General features: G+C 66.1%; 22 protein-coding genes. 16 read left to right on the top strand and 6 right to left on the bottom strand.

Going from position 1 to position 18,982, the window contains the following annotated elements; all coding sequences use genetic code 11:
- The first annotated feature begins 17 nt into the window (after window positions 1-17).
- Together KBZ07_RS04970 and KBZ07_RS04965 are read left to right on the top strand one after the other, a co-directional pair.
- A complete protein-coding gene (locus KBZ07_RS04970) occupies window positions 18-293 on the top strand; it encodes a MoaD/ThiS family protein (protein WP_254930579.1) in 276 nt (91 codons plus the stop codon).
- Window positions 294-338: 45 nt separating this feature from the next.
- Window positions 339-1,304, top strand: a complete 966-nt coding sequence (locus KBZ07_RS04965) for a cupin (RefSeq protein WP_254930576.1) — start codon at window positions 339-341, stop codon at window positions 1,302-1,304.
- Here KBZ07_RS04965 and ftsH read toward each other — a convergent pair.
- Complete coding sequence (gene ftsH, locus KBZ07_RS04960) at window positions 1,242-3,107, bottom strand: ATP-dependent zinc metalloprotease FtsH (RefSeq protein WP_396123924.1); 1,866 nt, start codon at window positions 3,105-3,107, stop codon at window positions 1,242-1,244. The two genes, KBZ07_RS04965 and ftsH, sit on opposite strands and share 63 nt — an antisense overlap.
- An 87-nt stretch (window positions 3,108-3,194) precedes the next feature.
- Here ftsH and KBZ07_RS04955 point away from each other — a divergent pair, with 87 nt between their 5' ends.
- Window positions 3,195-3,374 (top strand): 50S ribosomal protein L32, encoded by a 180-nt coding sequence (locus KBZ07_RS04955; protein ID WP_254930575.1) that lies wholly within the window; start codon window positions 3,195-3,197, stop codon window positions 3,372-3,374.
- Between the two features lie 3 nt (window positions 3,375-3,377).
- On the opposite strand, the gene KBZ07_RS04950 is transcribed toward KBZ07_RS04955, so the two are convergent.
- From KBZ07_RS04950 to KBZ07_RS04940, 3 genes are read right to left on the bottom strand one after another with little or no spacing between them, the layout of a single operon-like run.
- The gene (locus tag KBZ07_RS04950; RefSeq protein WP_254930574.1) at window positions 3,378-4,151 is read right to left on the bottom strand and encodes a hypothetical protein; all 774 of its coding nucleotides are present in this window, start codon (window positions 4,149-4,151) and stop codon (window positions 3,378-3,380) included.
- The gene (locus KBZ07_RS04945) at window positions 4,151-4,498 is read right to left on the bottom strand and encodes a DUF565 domain-containing protein (RefSeq protein WP_254930573.1); all 348 of its coding nucleotides are present in this window, start codon (window positions 4,496-4,498) and stop codon (window positions 4,151-4,153) included. The genes KBZ07_RS04950 and KBZ07_RS04945 overlap by 1 nt, the downstream gene beginning before the upstream one ends.
- Complete coding sequence (locus KBZ07_RS04940; protein ID WP_254930572.1) at window positions 4,495-5,247, bottom strand: HAD-IA family hydrolase; 753 nt, start codon at window positions 5,245-5,247, stop codon at window positions 4,495-4,497. The genes KBZ07_RS04945 and KBZ07_RS04940 overlap by 4 nt, the downstream gene beginning before the upstream one ends.
- Window positions 5,248-5,334: 87 nt before the next feature.
- Between KBZ07_RS04940 and recJ the strand changes: the two genes are divergently transcribed.
- Window positions 5,335-7,230, top strand: coding sequence for a single-stranded-DNA-specific exonuclease RecJ (gene recJ / locus KBZ07_RS04935; RefSeq protein ID WP_254930571.1), 1,896 nt, complete (start codon window positions 5,335-5,337; stop codon window positions 7,228-7,230).
- Window positions 7,227-8,564 (top strand): chloride channel protein, encoded by a 1,338-nt coding sequence (locus KBZ07_RS04930; RefSeq protein ID WP_254930570.1) that lies wholly within the window; start codon window positions 7,227-7,229, stop codon window positions 8,562-8,564. The genes recJ and KBZ07_RS04930 overlap by 4 nt, the downstream gene beginning before the upstream one ends.
- Here KBZ07_RS04930 and psb30 read toward each other — a convergent pair.
- A complete protein-coding gene (gene psb30, locus KBZ07_RS04925) occupies window positions 8,543-8,704 on the bottom strand; it encodes a photosystem II reaction center protein Ycf12/Psb30 (RefSeq protein ID WP_254930569.1) in 162 nt (53 codons plus the stop codon). The genes KBZ07_RS04930 and psb30 overlap by 22 nt on opposite strands.
- 117 nt (window positions 8,705-8,821) lie before the next feature.
- On the opposite strand from psb30, the gene KBZ07_RS04920 reads away from it, so the two are divergent.
- From KBZ07_RS04920 to KBZ07_RS04910, 3 genes are all read left to right on the top strand, one after another.
- Window positions 8,822-9,193 (top strand): YkgJ family cysteine cluster protein, encoded by a 372-nt coding sequence (locus tag KBZ07_RS04920; protein WP_254930568.1) that lies wholly within the window; start codon window positions 8,822-8,824, stop codon window positions 9,191-9,193.
- 101 nt (window positions 9,194-9,294) lie between these two features.
- Complete coding sequence (locus KBZ07_RS04915) at window positions 9,295-9,630, top strand: TMEM165/GDT1 family protein (protein ID WP_396123926.1); 336 nt, start codon at window positions 9,295-9,297, stop codon at window positions 9,628-9,630.
- Window positions 9,631-9,643: 13 nt separating this feature from the next.
- Window positions 9,644-9,946, top strand: a complete 303-nt coding sequence (locus KBZ07_RS04910) for a TMEM165/GDT1 family protein (protein WP_254930566.1) — start codon at window positions 9,644-9,646, stop codon at window positions 9,944-9,946.
- A gap of 2 nt (window positions 9,947-9,948) precedes the next feature.
- Here the strand turns inward: KBZ07_RS04910 and KBZ07_RS04905 are convergent, their stop codons facing one another.
- The gene (locus KBZ07_RS04905; protein ID WP_254930565.1) at window positions 9,949-10,089 is read right to left on the bottom strand and encodes a hypothetical protein; all 141 of its coding nucleotides are present in this window, start codon (window positions 10,087-10,089) and stop codon (window positions 9,949-9,951) included.
- 15 nt (window positions 10,090-10,104) lie between these two features.
- Here KBZ07_RS04905 and KBZ07_RS04900 point away from each other — a divergent pair, with 15 nt between their 5' ends.
- The 8 genes from KBZ07_RS04900 to fmt form a co-directional block, all read left to right on the top strand.
- Window positions 10,105-12,456 (top strand): RNB domain-containing ribonuclease, encoded by a 2,352-nt coding sequence (locus KBZ07_RS04900; RefSeq protein ID WP_254930564.1) that lies wholly within the window; start codon window positions 10,105-10,107, stop codon window positions 12,454-12,456.
- 2 nt (window positions 12,457-12,458) lie between these two features.
- Entirely contained in the window at window positions 12,459-13,115 is a 657-nt protein-coding gene (locus tag KBZ07_RS04895) for a flavin prenyltransferase UbiX (RefSeq protein ID WP_254930563.1), read from the top strand.
- Window positions 13,116-13,130: 15 nt separating this feature from the next.
- On the top strand, window positions 13,131-13,592 hold the full coding sequence (locus tag KBZ07_RS04890; RefSeq protein ID WP_254930562.1) for a hypothetical protein: 462 nt from the start codon (window positions 13,131-13,133) through the stop codon (window positions 13,590-13,592).
- A 67-nt stretch (window positions 13,593-13,659) separates the two neighbouring features.
- Window positions 13,660-14,091, top strand: a complete 432-nt coding sequence (locus tag KBZ07_RS04885; protein ID WP_254930561.1) for a DUF2996 domain-containing protein — start codon at window positions 13,660-13,662, stop codon at window positions 14,089-14,091.
- Window positions 14,092-14,139: 48 nt separating this feature from the next.
- A complete protein-coding gene (gene acsF / locus KBZ07_RS04880) occupies window positions 14,140-15,222 on the top strand; it encodes a magnesium-protoporphyrin IX monomethyl ester (oxidative) cyclase (RefSeq protein WP_254930560.1) in 1,083 nt (360 codons plus the stop codon).
- A 66-nt stretch (window positions 15,223-15,288) separates the two neighbouring features.
- On the top strand, window positions 15,289-16,737 hold the full coding sequence (locus KBZ07_RS04875) for a TldD/PmbA family protein (protein ID WP_396123922.1): 1,449 nt from the start codon (window positions 15,289-15,291) through the stop codon (window positions 16,735-16,737).
- Between the two features lie 2 nt (window positions 16,738-16,739).
- The gene (locus tag KBZ07_RS04870) at window positions 16,740-18,107 is read left to right on the top strand and encodes a TldD/PmbA family protein (RefSeq protein ID WP_254930559.1); all 1,368 of its coding nucleotides are present in this window, start codon (window positions 16,740-16,742) and stop codon (window positions 18,105-18,107) included.
- Window positions 18,104-18,982, top strand: an 879-nt coding sequence (fmt, locus tag KBZ07_RS04865) for a methionyl-tRNA formyltransferase (RefSeq protein ID WP_254930558.1), incomplete at its 3' end; no start/stop codon positions are given. The genes KBZ07_RS04870 and fmt, both read left to right, overlap by 4 nt.

The raw sequence follows: 18,982 nt of genomic DNA, 5'->3' as shown, positions 1-18,982 counted from the left end.
CCCACCCAACCTCCGCCATGGCCGTTCAGGTTCTGATCCCCACCCCCCTGCAGAAGTTGACCAACAACGAGGCCAGCGTTGATCTGGAAGCCAGCAGCGTGGATGCCCTGATCGACGCCCTTGAGCTGCATTACCCAGGCATCAAGGGCCGCCTCTGTGATGAGGCCGGCAAGCTGCGTCGTTTTCTCAACGTCTATGTAAATAGCGAGGACATCCGTTTCCTCGACCACCAGGCCACCCCCCTCAAGGACGGCGATGAGGTGAGCATCGTGCCAGCAGTTGCCGGTGGTTGATCCCAGAATGGGGCAAGAGATTCACTTACGCCCCAGCCCCAACCCATGAACCAGGCTCAGATTCAACCTGGCGATTGCACCGGCCAGGCCGACTGGCAGGCCAAGGCCCTGCTATTCGACTACCGCCTGGCTGCCAATCCGGTGCGCCGTGGTCTCACCGAACCGATTGGCTACCACCAGTGGGGAGCAGCCCTGCACCAGTCGGGTGGCACGGCAGTTCTACCTCTGGATCTGAGTGGGGAGCTGGGCTGCAATGGCCCGGCCACCAGCCCAGCCCTGGCGGCCCATTTCTTGCGGATCCTTCCAGGAGAGGGGCTAAAGGCTGCTGCCAATGCCACCAGCTCACTCTTTTTTGTGCTCCAAGGCAAAGGGGAGCTGCGCTGGGGAGGCCAGAGGCTGAACTGGGGCGCGGGCGACCTGCTAGTGCTTCCCGCCGGAGAGACCCCACTGCTGCAGGCTGAGCAAACCAGCGTTCTCTACTGGGTGCATGACGGGCCGCTGTTGGATTTTCTCGGCGTAACTGCCTCAAGCGCCCGCTTCGATCCCACACACTACCCCGCAGCCCTGCTGGAGAAGGAGCTCGCCCAACTTCTGGCCGACCCGAGCTCCGCCCGCAGTAACAGACTCAGCCTGCTACTGGCCAATAGGGACCTGCCCCAGAGCCGCACGGTCACCCACACCCTCTGGGCCATGTTCGGAGTCGTACCCGCCGGGGTAATCCAACCACCCCATCGGCACCAGTCGGTAGCCCTCGATCTGATCATCGACTGCGAGCCCGGCTGCCACACCCTGGTGGGCACCGAAATCGACGCCAACGGCCAGATTGTCAATCCCCAGCGCATCGAGTGGGAATCGGGTGGGGCCTTCATCACCCCGCCTGGCCATTGGCACTCCCACGTCAATACCAGCGGTCGCCAGGCCCGCCTGCTGCCAATTCAAGATTCGGGCCTACACACCTACCTGCGTAGCCTGGACATCCGCTTTGCCGGTGGGCTCCAAACTGGCGATTGAGGCGCCGGCTTCGGAGCTGCTGGCATCGGCCCGGGCAACGACGGCCCGGAATGCATCCCCCTCAATCGTTTCATCCCGGATCAGCAGGTCCACGAGTTCGTCGATCAGGGGTCGGCGGGGCTCCAGCAATGCCACCGCCTGCTCAAGGGCTGTAGCTGCCAGCTCCCTCACCAAAACATCGATGCGGTTACCTGTTTCACGGGAGTAGGGGGGATCGGAGCGGAGCCAGTCGCGTCCCAGGAACACCTCCGTACCGTCGCCCTCCAGGGCCACCGGCCCGAGGCTGGAGAAGCCGTAGCGGGTGACCATCTCGCGGCTGATGCGGGTGACCAGGTCCAGGTCACCGCTGGCTCCCTGGGTAACTTCCCCGGCACCAAACACCACCAACTCGGCGGCCCGGCCGCCAAGGGCCACCACCAGTCGGGCCTGCAGGTAGGCCTTGCTGATCAACCCCGAATCCAGGATCTCTTCATCGGGCACCATCCGGGCAAAACCACCTACGCCTCCAGCTCTGGGCAACAAGGTGACCTTGTCGAGGGGGTCGGCATGGGGCACGAGGGTGGCCAGTAGGGCATGGCCCACCTCGTGATATGCGATCAGTCGCTTCTTGGCGCTGTCCTGCAGGGGGGCGGCGGCCAGGCCCATGGTGATCCGCTCAAGGGCCCCAGCCATGGCCCCATCATCAATTTCAGCCAGGTGGTGGCGGGCGGTGAGGATGGCGGCCTCGTTGAGCAGGTTGGCCAAATCTGCGCCGGAGAAGCCGGGCGTACGACTGGCCCAGGCCGAGAGAGACACTGCTGCTGCCAGGGGTCTGCTGCGGGCATGCACGGCCAGAATGGCCTCGCGGCCGCGGCGGTCAGGCAGATCAATAGTGATTCGGCGGTCGAAGCGGCCCGGCCGCATCAGGGCCGTATCCAACACATCTGGGCGGTTGGTGGCAGCCAGCAAAATCACGCCGGAATTGTCTGCAAAGCCATCCATCTCGGTGAGCAGCTGGTTGAGGGTCTGCTCCCGCTCGTCGTTGCCGCCACCGATACCAGCCCCCCGTTGACGACCGACCGCATCGACTTCATCGATAAAAATGATGCAGGGGGCCTTGGCCTTGGCCTTACGGAACAGATCCCGCACCCGGCTGGCCCCCACCCCAACAAACATCTCGACGAACTCAGACGCTGCCATCGAGAAAAAGGGAACTCCCGCTTCCCCGGCAATGGCCCGAGCCAGCAGGGTTTTACCGGTGCCGGGGGGGCCAATCAGCAGTACACCCTTGGGGATTTTGGCGCCGACGGCGGTGAACCGTTCTGGCTCCTTCAGAAAGGTGACCACCTCCTGGAGCTCCTCCTTGGCTTCGGCGATGCCGGCCACATCCTCAAAGCGCACCGTCACATCGCCCTCGGCCTGCAACCTGGGCTTGCTGCTGCCGAATCCCATGGTCCGGTTGGCCACCTGGGCCGAGCGGCGGATCAACAGGGCCAGCCCCCCCAGCAGCAGTAGCACCAGCAGGCCGTTGGCCACCAGGCCAGCTGCGGCGCCATCGGAGCGGTCATCCCGCACCGTCAGGGGGACCTTGGCTGCTTCGGCCGTACGCAGCAGCAGCTGGTCATTGCTGAAGACAGGAACGGTTGCCTGACGGCCATCGTCAAAACGGACCCGGACCTCCCTTTGCCGCAGTGAAAGCTCCAGGTCTTTGACCCGTCCAGCGCGCAGATCGCCCAGCAGCTGGCTGTAGGAAGGACTTGGCTTCCCTGGGGCGAGAGGGCTCAGCTGGAGAGGTGGCCTGTCCGCAGGGAGGCTGGCGCTCACAGAGTTGAAACTTTGAGATCAGTTTAGCCATTTGACGAAAGGGCAGTCAGCAGCGGAGGATCTTGGTTTGGCCGACGGTGCGCGGGAATGGCTGTTCCAAAGAAGAAAAAATCCAAGGGCAAACGCAACCAGCGTCATGCCACCTGGAAAGGCAAAGCCGCAGCGGCAGCTCGCAATGCCCTCTCGATCGGCAAAGCCGTGCTGAGTGGCCGCGCCCAGGGCTTTATCTATCCCGTTGCTGAAGAGGGCGACGCCGACGAGAGCTGAGCTTCAGCTGGGCCCAGATCCAGCCAGCCAACGGCGGCGGCCGTCGAGGGTTGCGTAACCGGTGGCCCGGTCGATCAGAGGATCCTGGTATAGAGCTGGAGGCAGGGATTCGAGGCTGGAGCGCACAATTCGGTCGAGCTCCCCTGCCGGCAGCCAGCCTTCCCCCCGTCGCCGCTGGCGGGCTTCGGCCTGGAAACGCCAGCGCCTCGGCATGGTCCAGCTCTGGGGCCTTAGCAGCCAGAGCTGCTCAAACGTTTGCCAGAGGGGTTGGTAGGCCTCCAGGGCCCGGTCCCAGCGGGACCCCCCACTGCCAAGACTTTGGCTAGTTAGGGGCTGGCAACCAAGCAACCAGCCCTCCAGCAGCAGCACATCGGCCTCCAAGAGCCTTTCGCCGCAACGGTCGCCCTGGCCAGCCCGCAGGGCCTTGTCAAAGCGGGGCAGTCGAAGTTTTCCGCCCCGCTGCCAGTTGTCCACACAGGCCTGGGCCAGCTGGGTGTCATGGCAGCCGGGGAGCACCCGCGACACGCCAAAAGGATTGCCTGCCAGGGCTTGTAAGCGCTGGTCCCACGGCAAGTAGAAATCATCAATGGAGCAAACGGCCAGGGTCAGCCCCTGGGCTGCGGCCCTTTGCTGCAGAAGGCTGCCGAGGGTGGTCTTGCCGGCCCCCACGGGGCCGTTGAGGGCCACAACAGCCCTCTGAGCGCTGGAGCCCAGGGCTACCAACTGGGCCAGCAGGGGGGCGACAAAGTGCTGCTCAAGGCCGGGATCGGTTGCCATCAAGTGCCGAGTTTGAAGGCTTCTAGCACCACTGCGTACACCGCGCCGATGCGCAGGTTGTCGAGCACCACCCAGCCGAGCCCGGGCTGGGTGGGGGCCAGCCGGCCCCGCAGCCGCACGAGCAGTTCCACCAGCACCAGCATCAGCACCACGGCCAGGGGGCGACCACCTGGGAAATTCGCCAGCAAGTAGGCGGTAACGTTGCTGCCGCCGTAGAAGCCAAATAGCATGGCCAGAAGCACGGTGCTGCGGTAGCGCCAACTGCCGCGCATGTTGCCCAACAGCAGGGCAGCGAGCCGCTCAAGGGCCCGGTTGAAGCGGGTGCGCTGGAGGGGCAGGCGCGTCACGGCTGGGCGATCTCCAGCAGCTCATGCAAATAGGAGAGCGTGATCTGGCTGCCCTGGCAAGCGGGTCCCCTCAACACCTTTACCTGGGGGCCCAGTTCGCTCACCACTGCCCGGGCCCGGGCAAAACGCTCCGGAGCTTCCGCAGCGCCGTAGTGGCTGGCCGTTATCAGACAGGCCAATCCGGCCCCATCGGCGGCGGCCAGGCCATGGCCTGAATCCTCCAGGGCCAGCCCCCGCTCGGCGCCAAGCCCCAACTGCCGCAGGGCTAGTAGGTAGGCCTCGCAATCGGGTTTCTTGCGGGCCACATCTTCACCGCACACCCAGAAGCTGAAGCAGTCGGCCAGGCCGCCCAGAACGTGCTCAGAGAGGGCGGCGACGGCCCGGCGGCCGCTGGTGGTGACGATGACCTGGGCCAACCCGGCTGCAGCTGCCTCCCGGATCAGCTCGGCCACCCCAGACCTGAGCCCCAGCTCGCCTGAGGCCAGAAGCGAGGCGTAGTGCTCCTGCTTGCGGGCCTGTAGATCAGCGACCAGGGCAGGGTCGGCTGGGTGGCCCTGCCACTGCTGGAGAGCAAAGGCGAGCCGCTCTTGACCACCGCTGATGGTCAGCAGCTCGCCGTAGCGAGCGCTATTCCAGTGCAGGGGTACACCTGCAGCGGCGAAGGCCCGGTTGAACGCCCGGCGATGGCCTTCCCTTTCGGTCTCAGCCAGGGTGCCATCCACATCCCATAACAGGGCCCCTAAGGCCATCGAGCCGAAACGCGGGACGAAGGCAGGTTAAGGGGCATGCATGGCGGCGACTTGGCCAGCACAATGGCACCAACTTGGAAACTTTCGTTGCTGCCAGCCCTAGATGAGCAACGCTGGCACCTGCCTGCCCCGTTGGCCCCTGGAGCCCTGAGCCAGGCGCCGGCTGCAAACCCCCTGCCTGAGGCCCTATTGGCGGTTCTGGGGCGACGGGGCTTCACCAGCCCAGAGCAGATCGGGGCCCTGCTCGATCCGCCCGCCGCTCCGGCCGCCGGTCGCCACTTCGCCGATCTGGCCAAGGCCGTGGCCCGGCTCAAAAGGGCCTGTGGGCAGGGCGAGCAAGTAGCAATTTGCGGGGATTACGACGCCGACGGCATGACCAGCACGGCCCTGCTGGTGGGTGTGCTCCAGCGACTGGGAGCCAGGCCGATCGCCGCCATCCCCAGCCGCATGGATGACGGCTATGGCCTGAACGCCGCCATGGTCGAGCGCTTAGCCGAGCAGGGTGTGGCCCTGCTGGTGACGGTAGACAATGGCGTCTCGGCACTCGAGGCCCTGGAGCGGGCCGAGGCCCTCGGCATCGAAGCGATCCTCACCGACCACCACGCGATTCCAGATCCCCTGCCGCCCCACCTGGCCCTGCTCCATCCCCAGCGAACCCCGGCGGACTCTCCCTATCGGGGCCTGGCCGGGGTGGGCCTGGCCTACGTGCTGGCCTCGGCCCTTTGCCATAGCCTGCGCCGGGCCGATGGGCTGAAGATTGCGCTCGACTTGTTCTGCATAGGCACCATCGCCGACATGGCGCCCTTGGTCGGGGTCAACAGGCGCTGGCTGATCGATGGCTTGCCCGAACTGGGTCGCAGCCCCCTGGTCGGCCTGCAGGCTCTCCAACAGCTGGCGGGTCTCGACGATGGGCCCCTGAACGCCCAGGCGGTGGGCTTTCAGATAGCCCCTCGCATCAATGCCGTGGGCCGGCTGGGCGATCCCCAGCTGGTGGTGGAGCTCCTCACCACGGAAGATCCGGATCGGGCCCTGGCCCTGGCCCGCGAGTGTGAAGGCCTGAACCGGCAGCGACGCGAGCTCTGCAGCGCCATTGAGGCCGAGGCCCTGGCCCTGCTGGAGGCAGATGGTCCACGCCGGCCGGCCTTCCTGCTGCTGGCCCAGAACCATTGGCACCACGGGGTGATCGGCATTGTCGCCGCAAGGCTGGTGGAGCGATTTGGCCTGCCTGCCGCCCTGCTGGCCGGGGAGGGCAATGGTCGCCTGCGGGCCTCGGTGCGGGCCCCGCGCGGTTTTGCGGTGGACCAAGCCCTGCAGCAGTGTGCGCCCCTGCTGGAGCGCTTTGGCGGCCATCCCGCAGCGGGGGGTTTCACGGTGCGGGCTGACCAGGTGGCGGCCCTGCACGCCGAACTGGAGGGGCTCGCCCAGAGCTGGCTGCAACAGAGCGGCAGGGGTACCCCGGTGGAACCGGAAGCCCTGCTGGGCCTGGGCCAGGTTGACCGCGATTTCCTGCACCAGCTGCAACGGCTGGAGCCCTTCGGTATCGGTCATCCAGATCCGGTGTTCTGGAGCCAGGGCTGCCAGGTTGCCTCCCAAAAGCTGTTACGGGGCGGCCACCTCCAGTTGGAGCTGGTGCAGGGCGAGCATCGCCTAAGGGCCATGGGCTGGCGCTGGCAGGGCCCAGCCAACCTGCCGGCCAGGGTGGATGCGGCCTACCGGCTCAGGCTGGATCAATGGCAGGGCCAGGAGCGCCTGCAGCTGGAGCTGGTGGGCCTGCGGCCCAGTGCCAGCGAAGCTGACGGCGAGGCGGAAGTGGTGCTGCGGCGCCGCGATCGCACCTACTGGTGTAGGCGAGCAGGGTCTGGCCTGGTGGTGCGCAACGCGGCCGGTGACGAACTCAGCAGCGAAGAGGCCTCAAGCCATGACCACCCTTACGTCCGCGCCTTGATCCAGGATGCGGCCATCGCCCTGGGCCTAGTCGCATGAGCGGACAACCCCTGCAGCTGAGAGGTCTCCAGCTGGCTGGTCTGCTGCTGCTTGGCCTGCTGGTGGGTCTGGCCTGCTGGCCCCTCAACTTGATGGACCACGCCCAGGACCTGCTGCTGCAACAGTTGCCAGGTTTCAGTGGCGACTTCTGGACGCTCCGCACCCTGGTGATCGCCCTTGCACCCATTGGGGTGATGCCCCTGCTGCTGCTGCTCCAGTCAGGGAGGCTGGCCCGCGGGGCCGGCTCCGGCATTCCCCAGACCCTCGAAAGCATCGAGAACCCCAGCCAGGCCCCCATGCTGATGGCACCCTTTGCCACGGTGGCTCGCCTGGCCCTCTGGAGTGCCGCCAGCCTGGCCCTGATGCCCCTGGGTAGGGAGGGCCCGGTGGTGCAGGTTGGCGCTGCGGTGGCCCAAGCCCTGCGCCGCCGCTTCCCCAGCCTGCTGGCTGGGATCAACCCCGCTTCGTTGATGGCAATCGGAGCCGGCGCCGGCTTGGCGGGCGGGTTCAACAGCCCCTTGATGGGCACGGTGTTCGTATTCGAGGAGCTCACCGGTCGCTTCCAACCGTCGGTGATCTGGCCTGCGGCTGTGGTGTGCAGCGCCGCTGCCCTGGTCAGCAATCTTGACGGGATACCGCTGTTCACCCTGGGAATGGTTCAGACGCTCAGACCGGAATGGCAGCAATTGCTCTGGGCCCTGCCCCTCGGTGTGGGCGGCGGACTACTGGGTGGTCTGTTCAGCCGAATCCTCTGGCAGGTCACCACACTTCTGCGCCCGCGACTACGCAAACGGCCCCTGGTCTGGGGGCTGGGGCTCGGCCTGGCCCTTGGCTTATTGGCCCTGGCCAGTGGTGGCAGGAGTGGCGGCGACGGCGAAGCCCTTATGGTTCAACTGCTTGATGGGCAGGGCAGCCTGCCGGTTCCAGGCTCTCCGCTCAGCATCGTCGGCTGGCTACTGATGCTGTTGGCCCGGATCGGGGCGCCCGTGCTGGCCTTGGCGGCTGGGATTCCTGGCGGCCTGATCGATCCAGCCTTTGCCATCGGGGCCCTTTTCGGCAGCGGCACCATGGAGCTCCTGGGCGCCGATGCCCAGCTTGGCCTGGCCCTGGGGATGGCCTCGGGACTGGCCGGCGCCACCCAGCTGCCCCTGATGACCGTGCTGTTTGCCCTGCGCATGGCCGGCGACCAGCAGTGGCTCTTTGGCATCCTCCTGAGCGCGGTGATCGGTGCGGCCATTGGCCGCAAGATTCAGCCGGAGCCGATCTATCACGCCCTATGGCAATTGGGCCGAAGCCCAGACCAACTGACCGATCAGAGGGCGCCGCGGCGATAGAAAAGAACGAAGATCACGGCAGGACCCGCCAGGGTGATCAGGGCCAGGGCGGCGAAATTGGCGATCAGGTGGAAGTCGATACCCATGGAAATAACTGCGCTGGAGCGGATCTCAATCACCACCTTAGGCGTGGTAGACACCGGCCGGCTGGCCCCTGGCCCCACTGTGATGGCTTGTCACAGCGATGGCTTGCCAAAGCGATTGCTTGTCATAGCAGGGTGGGATGGCCTAGCTATGACCGATGGGTCACAAGAGTGATGGGTCACAACAGGGGAGAGGGGAGTTGGTGCTGCATCAGTGGCTGCGGAGCCTGCTGCCGACTGGACCCCAGCCAGCGCCAGGAGGCCATCGCCGCCCTCAGCCCCAGCCAGAAGGAGCAGTATCTGGCGATGGTGGGGGCTGACGGCTGGTGCATTCACTACAACACTGGCTCCCGCAACTGCCGCATCTACGCCAATCGACCGGATTTCTGCAACGTCGCCAACCTGGTCAAGTTATTTGGCTCAGCCGGGGATCCCGGAGCTGGCGACAGGCTGGCAATCGCCTGCTGCAAGCAGCAGATCCGCAGTGAATACGGCGGCCGTGGCAGGGTGATGGGGCGCTTTCTTCGCGCTATTCGAGTTGATTGATGAGCAGTGAATCCGAGCCCAAATCAGAGCGCGAATTAGCGGGCGAGCTCGAGGGTGAATTGGAGAGGGATTCTGGGCTGGCTTCCTCAGAGCTTGAGGAGCTGGCGTCACCAATCCACGCCGGGAGCTGGGGGGCGGCCTTTGCCAGCACCTTCACGACGGTTTTTCTGGCCGAGCTCGGCGACAAAACCCAACTGGCAGCCCTGCTGCTCTCGGCCCAGTCAGGTCGACCTGTGGTGGTCTTCATTGGCGCCTCCCTGGCCCTGATCTGCTCCAGCCTGGTGGGGGTGCTGCTCGGACGCTGGCTCGCCCGGCTGATGGCTCCCCAACAACTGGAGCGCCTGGCCGGAATCCTGATGGTGGCGCTGGGCCTCTGGCTTGGCCGGCAGGCGGTGCTGGGCCTGGTGCCAGCCACCCCAGACCTGCCCCTGAATTGATCGGCCCGTAGCCATGACCCTTGCCCTGCTTGCCTCCACCTTCGTCACCGTGTTCCTGGCCGAACTGGGGGACAAGACCCAGCTGGCCATCGTCAGCATCAGCGGCACCTCTACCCGGCCGGGAGCGGTGTTTGCCGGCAGTTCGGCAGCCCTGGTGCTGGCCAGCCTGCTCGGCGCGGCAGCGGGTGGCTCGCTGTCTGCGGTGATCCCCACCAATGCCCTGCAACTGGCCGCCTCAGTTGGTTTCCTGGTGATTGGCGTGCAACTGATCCGGCGCTCAGGAAAACTCGAAAGCGCAGATCAGCCGGCCGACTAAGATCACACCATCAGGCCACGGTGGCCGTGGGCATCGCTCCGAGCCCAGCCCGCCATCAACCAGCCCGATCCTCCAGCCCGATCAGCTGCCTCCCCATCCACCACCGCCCCATATCCGGGGAATTCCTGTGGTGGCCCCGCCAACCAACACTCACTCCAATGAAGTTCACGGTCGCCGACCTGCTCGACCAACTTCCAGCCGATGAAGCCCTGCCGCTGCCAAAGCTGGAAAAAGCCCTGGGGCTGAGCCAGCAATCTGAGAAGTTGCAGCTCCAGATCGGCCTGCAAGGCCTCAGCAAGCTTGGCCTGATCACCCTGCAGGAAGCGGGCGTTGCCCGGCTCCAGGATCCCGAGCTGATTCCTGCCAGGCTGCGCTGCAGCAGCAAGGGTTTTTGCTTTGCCCTGAGGGAAGACGGCGGCGAGGACATCTACATCCGCGACCACCAGCTCAACCACGCCTGGAACGGCGATCGGGTGCTGGTCAAGGTGACCCGGGAAGGGGGCCGCCGCCGCTCACCAGAGGGCGGTGTCCAGTGCATTCTCGAACGCCATACCCCGTCCCTGCTGGCCCAGGTGGAACAGCTGGAGGACAGGTTGGTGGCCACCCCCCTGGACGACCGGCTGCTGACCGCGGTGGAATTGCCCGGCAGCGATACCAGCTATCTCGATAGCGAGCAGAACTCGGTGGTCGAGGTGCTGGTGGATCGCTACCCCGTGGGCCAGTTCGGGCCCCAGGGCCATGTGGCTCGCAGCCTGGCGGTCAATGGTGGCGAAGCCGCCGATCTCGACCTACTGCTCACCAAACACCGTCTCCACAACAGGGCCCAGGCACCGCGGGCCACCCTCAAGGCCCTGGCGGCCAAAGACCGCACGGACCTCACTGACCAGCCGACCCTGCTGCTGGAGCCCTGGACAGGTAAGGAGGCCCCCGGCCTGCCAGCCCTGGGCCTGGAGCAAAGGGAAGGTGGCTGGACCCTGTGGCTGCACAGTCCGGCCATCAGCGAGCGCTACACCCCAGGCGGCGCCCTCGACATCTGGCTGCGGGAGCAGGCCGATGCCCTCTGCGTGGGGCGGGAATGGCTGCCCCTGCTCAGTTCTGCCCTAGCTAAGGCCAGCGCCTTCAAGGTGGGTGAAGCCCAGGCGGCCCTCTCGGTAGCCCTGGAGCTCAATTCTGCAGGCCAGTTGGAGCACTATCGCTTCAGCCGCAGCATGATCAAACCGGTGGCCTGTGCGGCAGCCGACGCCCTCAATGCCCTGGCCGAGCGCAAGCCCAAAAGCCGCACCCTGCCGGCGGCACTCAAAGGCCTCAAGGACCAACTGCCCCTGGTGGAACAGCTGGTTGCCCTGACAGCTCTGCTGCGTCAAGCGCGCCAGACCAACGGCTCTCTGGATCTGAACCTGCCCCAGCCCGCCATTGACAGCCTGGGCGATCTGGCCGTGCCGGGGCCGGATCTGCCCCTGGAGGGATGGCTGGTGACCCTGGAGGACCACCACCCGATCGCCCTGCTGCGCGAAGCGGTGCTGCTGGCCGAACGGGCCCTCGGCCAGCATCTGGCCGGACTGGGCCTGCCGGCGATCTACAGCACCAACGCCAGTGCCGATGCCAGCGACCTCAACGACGTGGCCCGCGCCGCCCTGGCCCTTGACATCCCCCTGGAACTGGGGGAGGAAGGCAATGCCAGCGCCGCCGAACTGGCTGGGGCCTTTGCGGGCACAGACCGCAGCCGGGCTCTGCAACAGCAGCTCAAGGCGATCCTCAAACCGATGCTGCTCAGCGATGGGCCTGGAGCCCACGCCCTGACGGGGCTGGTGGACGGGGATAACGCCATCGCTCCCTGGTGTTGCCCGACTCTCCACTACGCCGATCTATGGAACCAGCAGCAGCTGGTGTTGCTGCTCACCGAGGGCAAGGACAGGCCCAGCGTGCGCCACAAAACAAGCGTTGACCTCGCCTCCGATGGCTGCCTGGGCAGCATCGACTGGCCCCTGCTGGCCCCGAGCCAGCTCAGCCCTTACCAAAAGGTGCTCGAGCATGGGCTGGTGCAGCGATTGATCGGCAGGCGGCGCTTCCTAAGCGAGCTCCAGGCAGACCTACTGGCCATGCTCCAGGCCCGCCAGGCCGAACCGCTGGTGGGCCAGGTGCTTCCCGGAGTGATCAGCGGGGTGCAGAGCTATGGCTTCTTCGTGGAGGTGCCTCCCTCCCAGGTGGAGGGGCTGGTGCACGTGAGCTCGCTGAAAGACGATTGGTATGAATACCGCTCCCGTCAAAACCGCCTGGTGGGTCGCAAGAACCGCCGGACCTACATGTTGGGGGACCAGGTGGAAGTGGAGATCCAGAAGGTGGATGTGCTGCGCCATCAGATTGACCTGGCGGTGGTGTTACCAGAGGGGGAGGAGCCCGACCCAGACGGACAGGACGAAGACACCCGGTACGAAGACAACCGGGGAGAAGACAACCCTGACGATGGGCCAGATCCATTTGCGCCGATCCCGGTTTTGGCAGGGGCCTGAGCATGGACGCCGCAGCCAGCAGTGCTCCCGTGGTGCTGGCGGTATCTGGCGCCTCGGCCCAGCCCCTGGCCCAGCGGGCCCTGCAACTGCTGCTCGAAGCCGGCGAGGCGGTAGAGCTGGTGGCCTCCCGCGGCGCCATCGGCGTATGGCAGGCGGAGCTGGGCCTGCGGGTGCCCTCCGAGCCAGCCGCCCAGGAGCGCTTCTGGCGGGAGCGCACCGGCACCAGCACGGGCCAGCTGCGCTGCCACCGCTGGAATGACCAGGCCGCCGGCATCGCCAGCGGCAGCTATCGCACCCGGGGAATGGTGATCCTGCCGGCCTCGATGGGCACCGTGGGGCGAATCGCCTCTGGGGTGGCCCTCGATCTGCTGGAGCGGGCCGCCGATGTCCACCTCAAGGAGGGCAGGCCCCTGGTGATCTGCCCGCGGGAAACCCCCTGGAACCTGATCCACCTGCGCAACCTCACCGCCCTCGCCGAAGCGGGCGCTCGCATCGCCCCGCCGGTGCCTGCCTGGTACCACCAGCCCCAGACCATTGAAGACATGGTCGATTTCCTGGTGATCCGCGTCTTCGACGTTCTGGGCTACGAACTTGGCAGCATGCGCCGTTGGCAGGGGCCACCCCACCAGCCAGGATCTCCAGGCGTCCCCTCCGCCTGATTCGGTTCCTGTCCGTTGGCCCTGCTGCAACGCCTGCTGCTGCTTCCCCTACTGGCCCCGCTGCTGCTGGTGTTGCTGGTGGGCGCCCTCAATCCCAGGCCCAGCCTTTCCCTGCGCCTGCTGATCTGGACTTCCCCCGCCCTGCCGATCGGCCTCTGGATCGCCCTTGCTGGTGGCGGCGGCGCTGGCCTCAGTGCCGCCGCCGCCGCCCTGGCCCTTGGCACGGGAGCGGGCAGCCCGCGCCGCCAGGGGAGTCGCCCGGCCCCTGAGCGGCCGCAGACCCGGGCGAAGGGGCCGGTTCCCCAACCAGCCCCGGCAGCCGGACCGCCGCGCCCACCGGGGGAACCAGCACCCACCGTGGCAGTGCCGTTCCGGGTGATCCGCAAGGGTCGCAGCAACGCCAATCCGGAACCCGTTGGGGCCCAGGCAAGGGCCGTTGGCGATGGCTGGGACTCAAGCAGCACCGACGACTGGTGAGCTGGTGGTGCAGGGCCATACCAGGCCTGCGTAAGGTTGGGTGAGATGCCGCAAGGGGCCTGCACCGGTGAGCGAATCCGCCCAACCTGCCACCAATGGGGAATCCCGGCCTGCCGCCGCCGCCAAGGCCAAGCCGCCGAGCCCGGAAGACCAGCCCTTTGACAGCTTTATCCCCAAGCTGCTGATGCCTGCATTGGCAGCAGAAATCCAGGGCTATGGCGGCCCCTCGCCGCAACTGGTCTTCGAGCAGGGACCGATGCCGGTGGTGGGTTCAGAGTGCTGGATGGTTAAGGGCGAGCTGCCCGGCCAGCGACGCTTCTGGCTCTGCTTCACCGCAGCCAACATCAATTCCGCCAAAACGGTGGCGGTGGCAGAGGGGGGCAGTGAACCCAGCCTGCTCGAGTCGTTCCTGATTGATGAGAAGAAGATGACCCTGGCGCTGCTGGTCTCGCGCCTTGTCCAGCGTCTCAACGGCCAGAAATGGCTCGGCCCGAACTGACGACCAAGCCCCCTACGATGCAAGAACAGCCGTAAGCCGCAACGCCAGATGGTGCCTCCCGCCGCGATTGCCACTGCCCCAGCCACCCCGGAAGCCCCGGCGACCAAGGATCCGGTCAGGGACACGATCCTGACCCCCCGCTTCTACACCACGGATTTTGACGCCATGGCGGCGATGGATCTGCAGCCCAACGTGTTGGAGCTGGAGGCCATCTGCGAGGAGTTCCGCAAGGACTACAACCGCCACCATTTCGTGCGCAACGACGAATTCGACGGGGCGGCAGCCAAACTCGACCCCAAAACCCGCCAGGTGTTTGTTGAGTTTCTTGAGCAGAGCTGCACTTCGGAATTTTCCGGCTTCCTGCTTTACAAGGAGCTGAGCCGCCGGATCAAAAGCAAAAACCCCCTGTTGGCCGAATGCTTCGCCCACATGGCCAGGGATGAGGCCCGCCATGCCGGCTTCCTGAACAAGGCAATGGGAGATTTTGGGCTGCAGCTCGATTTGGGCTTTCTGACGGCTAACAAGGCCTACACCTTCTTCAAACCCAAGTTCATCTTTTACGCCACCTACCTGAGCGAAAAGATCGGTTACTGGCGTTACATCGCTATCTATCGCCACCTGGAGCAACATCCCGAGAGCAAGATCTTCCCGATCTTTAACTTCTTCGAAAACTGGTGCCAAGACGAAAACCGCCATGGCGACTTCTTTGACGCCCTAATGAAGGCCCAACCAGCCACGGTACGTGGCCTGACGGCACGTCTGTGGTGTCGCTTCTTCCTGCTGGCCGTGTTTGCCACCATGTACGTGCGCGACGTGGCCCGCAAGGAGTTCTACGAAGCCCTTGGCCTCGATGCCCGCGCCTACGACAAGGTTGTAATTGCCAAGACCAACGAGACCTCCGCCCGGGTATTCCCCGTGGTGCTCAACGTCGACCATCCCAAGTTCTATGTGCGCCTAGAGCGGCTGGTGAGCAACAACGCCGGACTGAGTGCAGTCGATGCCAGCTCCGCGCCGGCGCCGCTGAAGCTGCTGCGCAAACTGCCCTTGTGGATCGCCAATGGAGCTGAAATGGCCAAGCTCTACCTGATGGCCCCGATCCGCAGCGAGCAGTTCCAGGCCGCTGTGCGCTGAGCCCAGCCTGAACCGGGTTCCTTTCGGAGCCAACATCTTCTGCCCCCGCCCCCTCGCCGATCTGCCTTGGTTGCCTCCACTCCCGTTTCGGGCGCAAACCCCGCTTGCTTTGACACCAGCTGGCTGCCGCGGCTCGAATCCCTGCTGGCCGCTGGTCGGGGGGCCGGCGCCGACCTAGTGGAGATATTTCTGGAACGTACCGACCATCTGGGCGTTTTGGCCGAGCAGGAGGTAATCACCAATGTCAGCCCATCCTTCGGCATGGGAGCTGGGATTCGGGTATTCCGCGGCGAGCGCGACGGCTTTGTCAGCACCAACGACTTAAGCGCCCAGGGCCTGCTCCAAGGCCTGGATCAGGCACTGGGCATGCTGGGCCTGATGCTCAGCAGCGGCCCTTCAAGCGGTCCATCGAAGGGTTTCGAGGGCCTGGGTGCCCTCAGAGACTTCAGCGCAGTCAAGAGCGACTGGCTGGAACGCTGCCCTTCCCTGGCTGAAGCCACGGCGAAACTGCTGGAGGGCACCGCCAGGCTCGCCCAGCATGGCGAGCACCTGCAGGCCCGCCGGGGCAGCTATTCCCGCGACTGGCAGAGCGTGCTGGTGGCCGCCAGCGACGGCACCTTTGCCCGCGACATCCGCCTGCACCAGTCTTTGGGGCTAAATGTGCTCGCTGCCGACGGCGACCACCGCGCCGGCCTGGGCCGCCGCTACGGCACCTCCGATCGGCCCGACGACCTACGCGACTGGGACGCCGATGCTGCGGCCCAGGATGTGTGCACCAGTGTGGGCACCATGCTCTACGCCGACTACGTGGAAGCCGGCCAGATGCCAGCGGTGCTCGCCAACCGCTTCGGCGGTGTGATTTTTCATGAGGCGTGCGGCCACCTGCTCGAAACCACCCAGGTGGAGCGGGGCACCACCCCCTTTGCCGACAAGGTGGGCGAATCCATCGCCCATGAAGCCGTTACGGCCATCGATGAGGGCCTCAGTGAGGGAGCTTTCGGCTCCCTCTCGATGGATGACGAGGGCATGGAGCCCCAGCGGACGGTGCTGATCGAAAGGGGTGTGTTGAAGGGTTTCCTGAGTGACCGCGCCGGTGAGCTGCGCACCGGCCATGGCCGCACCGGCAGCGGTCGCCGCCAGAGCCATGCCTTTGCCGCCGCCAGCCGCATGCGCAACACCTTTATCGCCGCCGGCCCCCACACCCCCGACCAGCTGATCGCCTCGGTTGACAAGGGGCTGTATTGCAAATCGATGGGCGGCGGCAGTGTGGGCCCCACGGGCCAGTTCAACTTCGCCGTGGAGGAGGGCTACCTGATCGAGAACGGCCAACTCACCAAGCCGGTGAAGGGAGCCACCCTGATTGGCGAAGCCAAGGAGGTGATGCCGCGCATCTCGATGTGTGCCAATGATCTGGAGCTGGCCGCCGGGTTCTGCGGCTCGGTCAGCGGCAGCATCAACGTGACCGTCGGCCAACCTCACATCAAGGTGGAATCAATCACCGTCGGGGGGCGCTGACCATGGCTGACAACCGCCTCAACCTCGAAGCCCTCAGCGCCCGGCTCCAGCAGCTGGCCCAGGCCGCCGCCATCCATCAATGGGACCTGGGGGCCTCCTGCAGCACCGACACCTCCGTGCAGGTCGACCGCGGTGAAGCCAAACAGATGAAAGGTGCCCAGCGCAGCGCCATCACCGTGCGGGTGTGGAACGACAAGGGCCTGGTGGGAATCACCAGCACCTCGGATCTCAGCGACGCTGGCCTGGAGAGGGCCCTTGTCGGCGCCCACGCCGCCAGCGCCTTTGGCAACTCCGAGGAAACGCCCGCCTTCTCCCCCCTGGCCACCGCCCCCCTGGTCAGCCTGGATCAGCCCCTGCGAGAGCCCCAGCCGATCCTGACCCTGCTGGAGAGCCTCAAAGAAACCGAGCGACAACTGCTCGATCGCCATGGCGCCATCGGTACGGTGCCCTACAACGGCCTGGCCCAGCGCAGCAGTGAGCGCCTCTACCTCAACAGTGATGGGGCCCGCCGGCACCAGTTGCTCACCACCGCCAGCATCTACCTCTATGCCCGGGCAGAAGAGGCTGGCCGCAAACCCCGCAGCTCCGGCGCCGTGCGGATGGCCTACGGCACCGCCGACCTTGACATCGCTGGCTGCATAGAAGAGGCGGCCGAGCGCACCATCGCCCACCTCGACTACGCCCCGATCGAAACCGGCTCGTACACATGCGTGTTCAGCCCGGAGGCCTTCCTCGACCTGATCGGCGCCTTCAGCAGTTTGTTCAACGCCAGATCGGTGCTCGATGGGGTCAGCCTCAGCCAGCGCGACTCCCTCGGCCAGAGCCTGGCCGTGCCCTTCCTGAACATTCGGGACAACGGCCTGCACCCCGGCAATATCGGCGCCTCGCTGTTTGATGGCGAGGGAACGCCGACCGCCCCCCTGGAATTGGTGGAGGGCGGCATACTCCGCAACTTCCTGCACTCGGAGGCCACGGCCCGGGCCTTTGGGGTGGCCCCCACCGGCCACGCCGGTATGGGGGCCAAGGTGGCTGTAGGCCCAGACTGGTTTGAGATCGGGCCTACCCCCGGCAGCGGCGGCGGCCAGCAGGGGCTGGATCGTTTCGGCCATGGGGGGCCCCTGGTGGTGATCGATTCCCTCTCTGCCCTGCATGCCGGTGTCAAAGCCAGCCAGGGCTCCTTCTCCCTGCCCTTCGACGGCTGGCTGGTGGCCGGCGGGGTCAGCCGCTCCATCGAAGCAGCCACCGTGGCAGGCGACATCCGCAAGCTGCTCCAGGCAATCGTTGGCTTTGAGGGGGAGGCCAAGGTGACCCCCGATGGGCTCTGCCCCTACGTGTGGGTTGAGGGCCTCTCAATCACCGGCGAGGCTTGAAAATCCTGTTCTGGGGCACGCCCGCCTACGCCGTGCCCAGCCTGGAGGCCCTGGTGGCTGCCGGTCATGGGGTGGTGGGGGTGGTGAGCCAGCCGGATCGCCGCCGCGGCCGAGGCAAGGAGCTGCAGCCCAGCGCCGTTAAGGCCCGGGCCTTGGAGCTGGGTCTGCCGGTATTCACGCCGGAGCGGATCAGGCGCGAGCCCGAGGCCCAGGCCCAGCTTGGGGCCCTCGGCGCCGATGTGTCCGTGGTGGTGGCCTTCGGCCAAATTCTGCCGCCGGAGGTGCTGGCCCAGCCACCCCTGGGCTGCTGGAACGCCCATGGCTCCCTGCTGCCCCGCTGGCGGGGAGCGGCGCCGATTCAGTGGTGCCTGCTGGAGGGTGACAGGGAAACCGGGGTGGGGATCATGGCCATGGAGCCAGGGCTCGACACCGGGCCGGTGTTGTTGGAGCGCTCCCTTGCCATTGGCCCGCTGGAGAACGCCCGCCAGCTGGGACAGCGGCTAGCCCAGCTCAGCGCAGAGCTGCTGGTCGAGGCCCTGCCCCGCATCGAGGCCACCGGAACGGGCCCGGAAGCCGAACGGCTGGCCCGGCTGGAGGTGCGTCCCCAGGGGGCAGCAGGGCTCAGCGTGGCCCGCTTGCTGACCAAAGCCGACGCGGTAATCGACTGGGGCGCATCAGCGGTGGCAATCCACCGGCGGGTGATGGGGCTGTACCCCAATGCCCACACCAGCTGGCGGGGCAAACGGCTGAAGTTGCTGGCCAGCGAACCCCTGGTGGCCGAATTTGAAGGGATAAAGCTTGAAGGGGCAAAACTTGAGGGGGCAATACCTGGCACGGTCCTGGCAATCGAGCCCGGGGTAGGCCTGGTGGTGGCA

Source organism: Cyanobium sp. BA20m-14 (genome assembly GCF_024346295.1).
Note: the sequence above shows the minus strand (reverse complement) of the source record. Positions and strands in the feature narration are given on the sequence as shown.

Excerpts from the sequence above, each read along its gene's own strand:
- KBZ07_RS04970 (WP_254930579.1), top strand. The coding sequence starts at position 18 with ATGGCCGTTCAGGTTCTGATCCCCACCCCCCTGCAGAAGTTGACCAAC.
- KBZ07_RS04965 (WP_254930576.1), top strand. The coding sequence starts at position 339 with ATGAACCAGGCTCAGATTCAACCTGGCGATTGCACCGGCCAGGCCGAC.
- KBZ07_RS04955 (WP_254930575.1), top strand. The coding sequence starts at position 3,195 with ATGGCTGTTCCAAAGAAGAAAAAATCCAAGGGCAAACGCAACCAGCGT.
- KBZ07_RS04950 (WP_254930574.1), bottom strand. The coding sequence starts at position 4,151 with ATGGCAACCGATCCCGGCCTTGAGCAGCACTTTGTCGCCCCCCTGCTG.
- KBZ07_RS04940 (WP_254930572.1), bottom strand. The coding sequence starts at position 5,247 with ATGGCCTTAGGGGCCCTGTTATGGGATGTGGATGGCACCCTGGCTGAG.
- KBZ07_RS04930 (WP_254930570.1), top strand. The coding sequence starts at position 7,227 with ATGAGCGGACAACCCCTGCAGCTGAGAGGTCTCCAGCTGGCTGGTCTG.
- KBZ07_RS04920 (WP_254930568.1), top strand. The coding sequence starts at position 8,822 with ATGGGTCACAACAGGGGAGAGGGGAGTTGGTGCTGCATCAGTGGCTGC.
- KBZ07_RS04910 (WP_254930566.1), top strand. The coding sequence starts at position 9,644 with ATGACCCTTGCCCTGCTTGCCTCCACCTTCGTCACCGTGTTCCTGGCC.
- KBZ07_RS04900 (WP_254930564.1), top strand. The coding sequence starts at position 10,105 with ATGAAGTTCACGGTCGCCGACCTGCTCGACCAACTTCCAGCCGATGAA.
- KBZ07_RS04895 (WP_254930563.1), top strand. The coding sequence starts at position 12,459 with ATGGACGCCGCAGCCAGCAGTGCTCCCGTGGTGCTGGCGGTATCTGGC.
- acsF (WP_254930560.1), top strand. The coding sequence starts at position 14,140 with ATGGTGCCTCCCGCCGCGATTGCCACTGCCCCAGCCACCCCGGAAGCC.
- KBZ07_RS04870 (WP_254930559.1), top strand. The coding sequence starts at position 16,740 with ATGGCTGACAACCGCCTCAACCTCGAAGCCCTCAGCGCCCGGCTCCAG.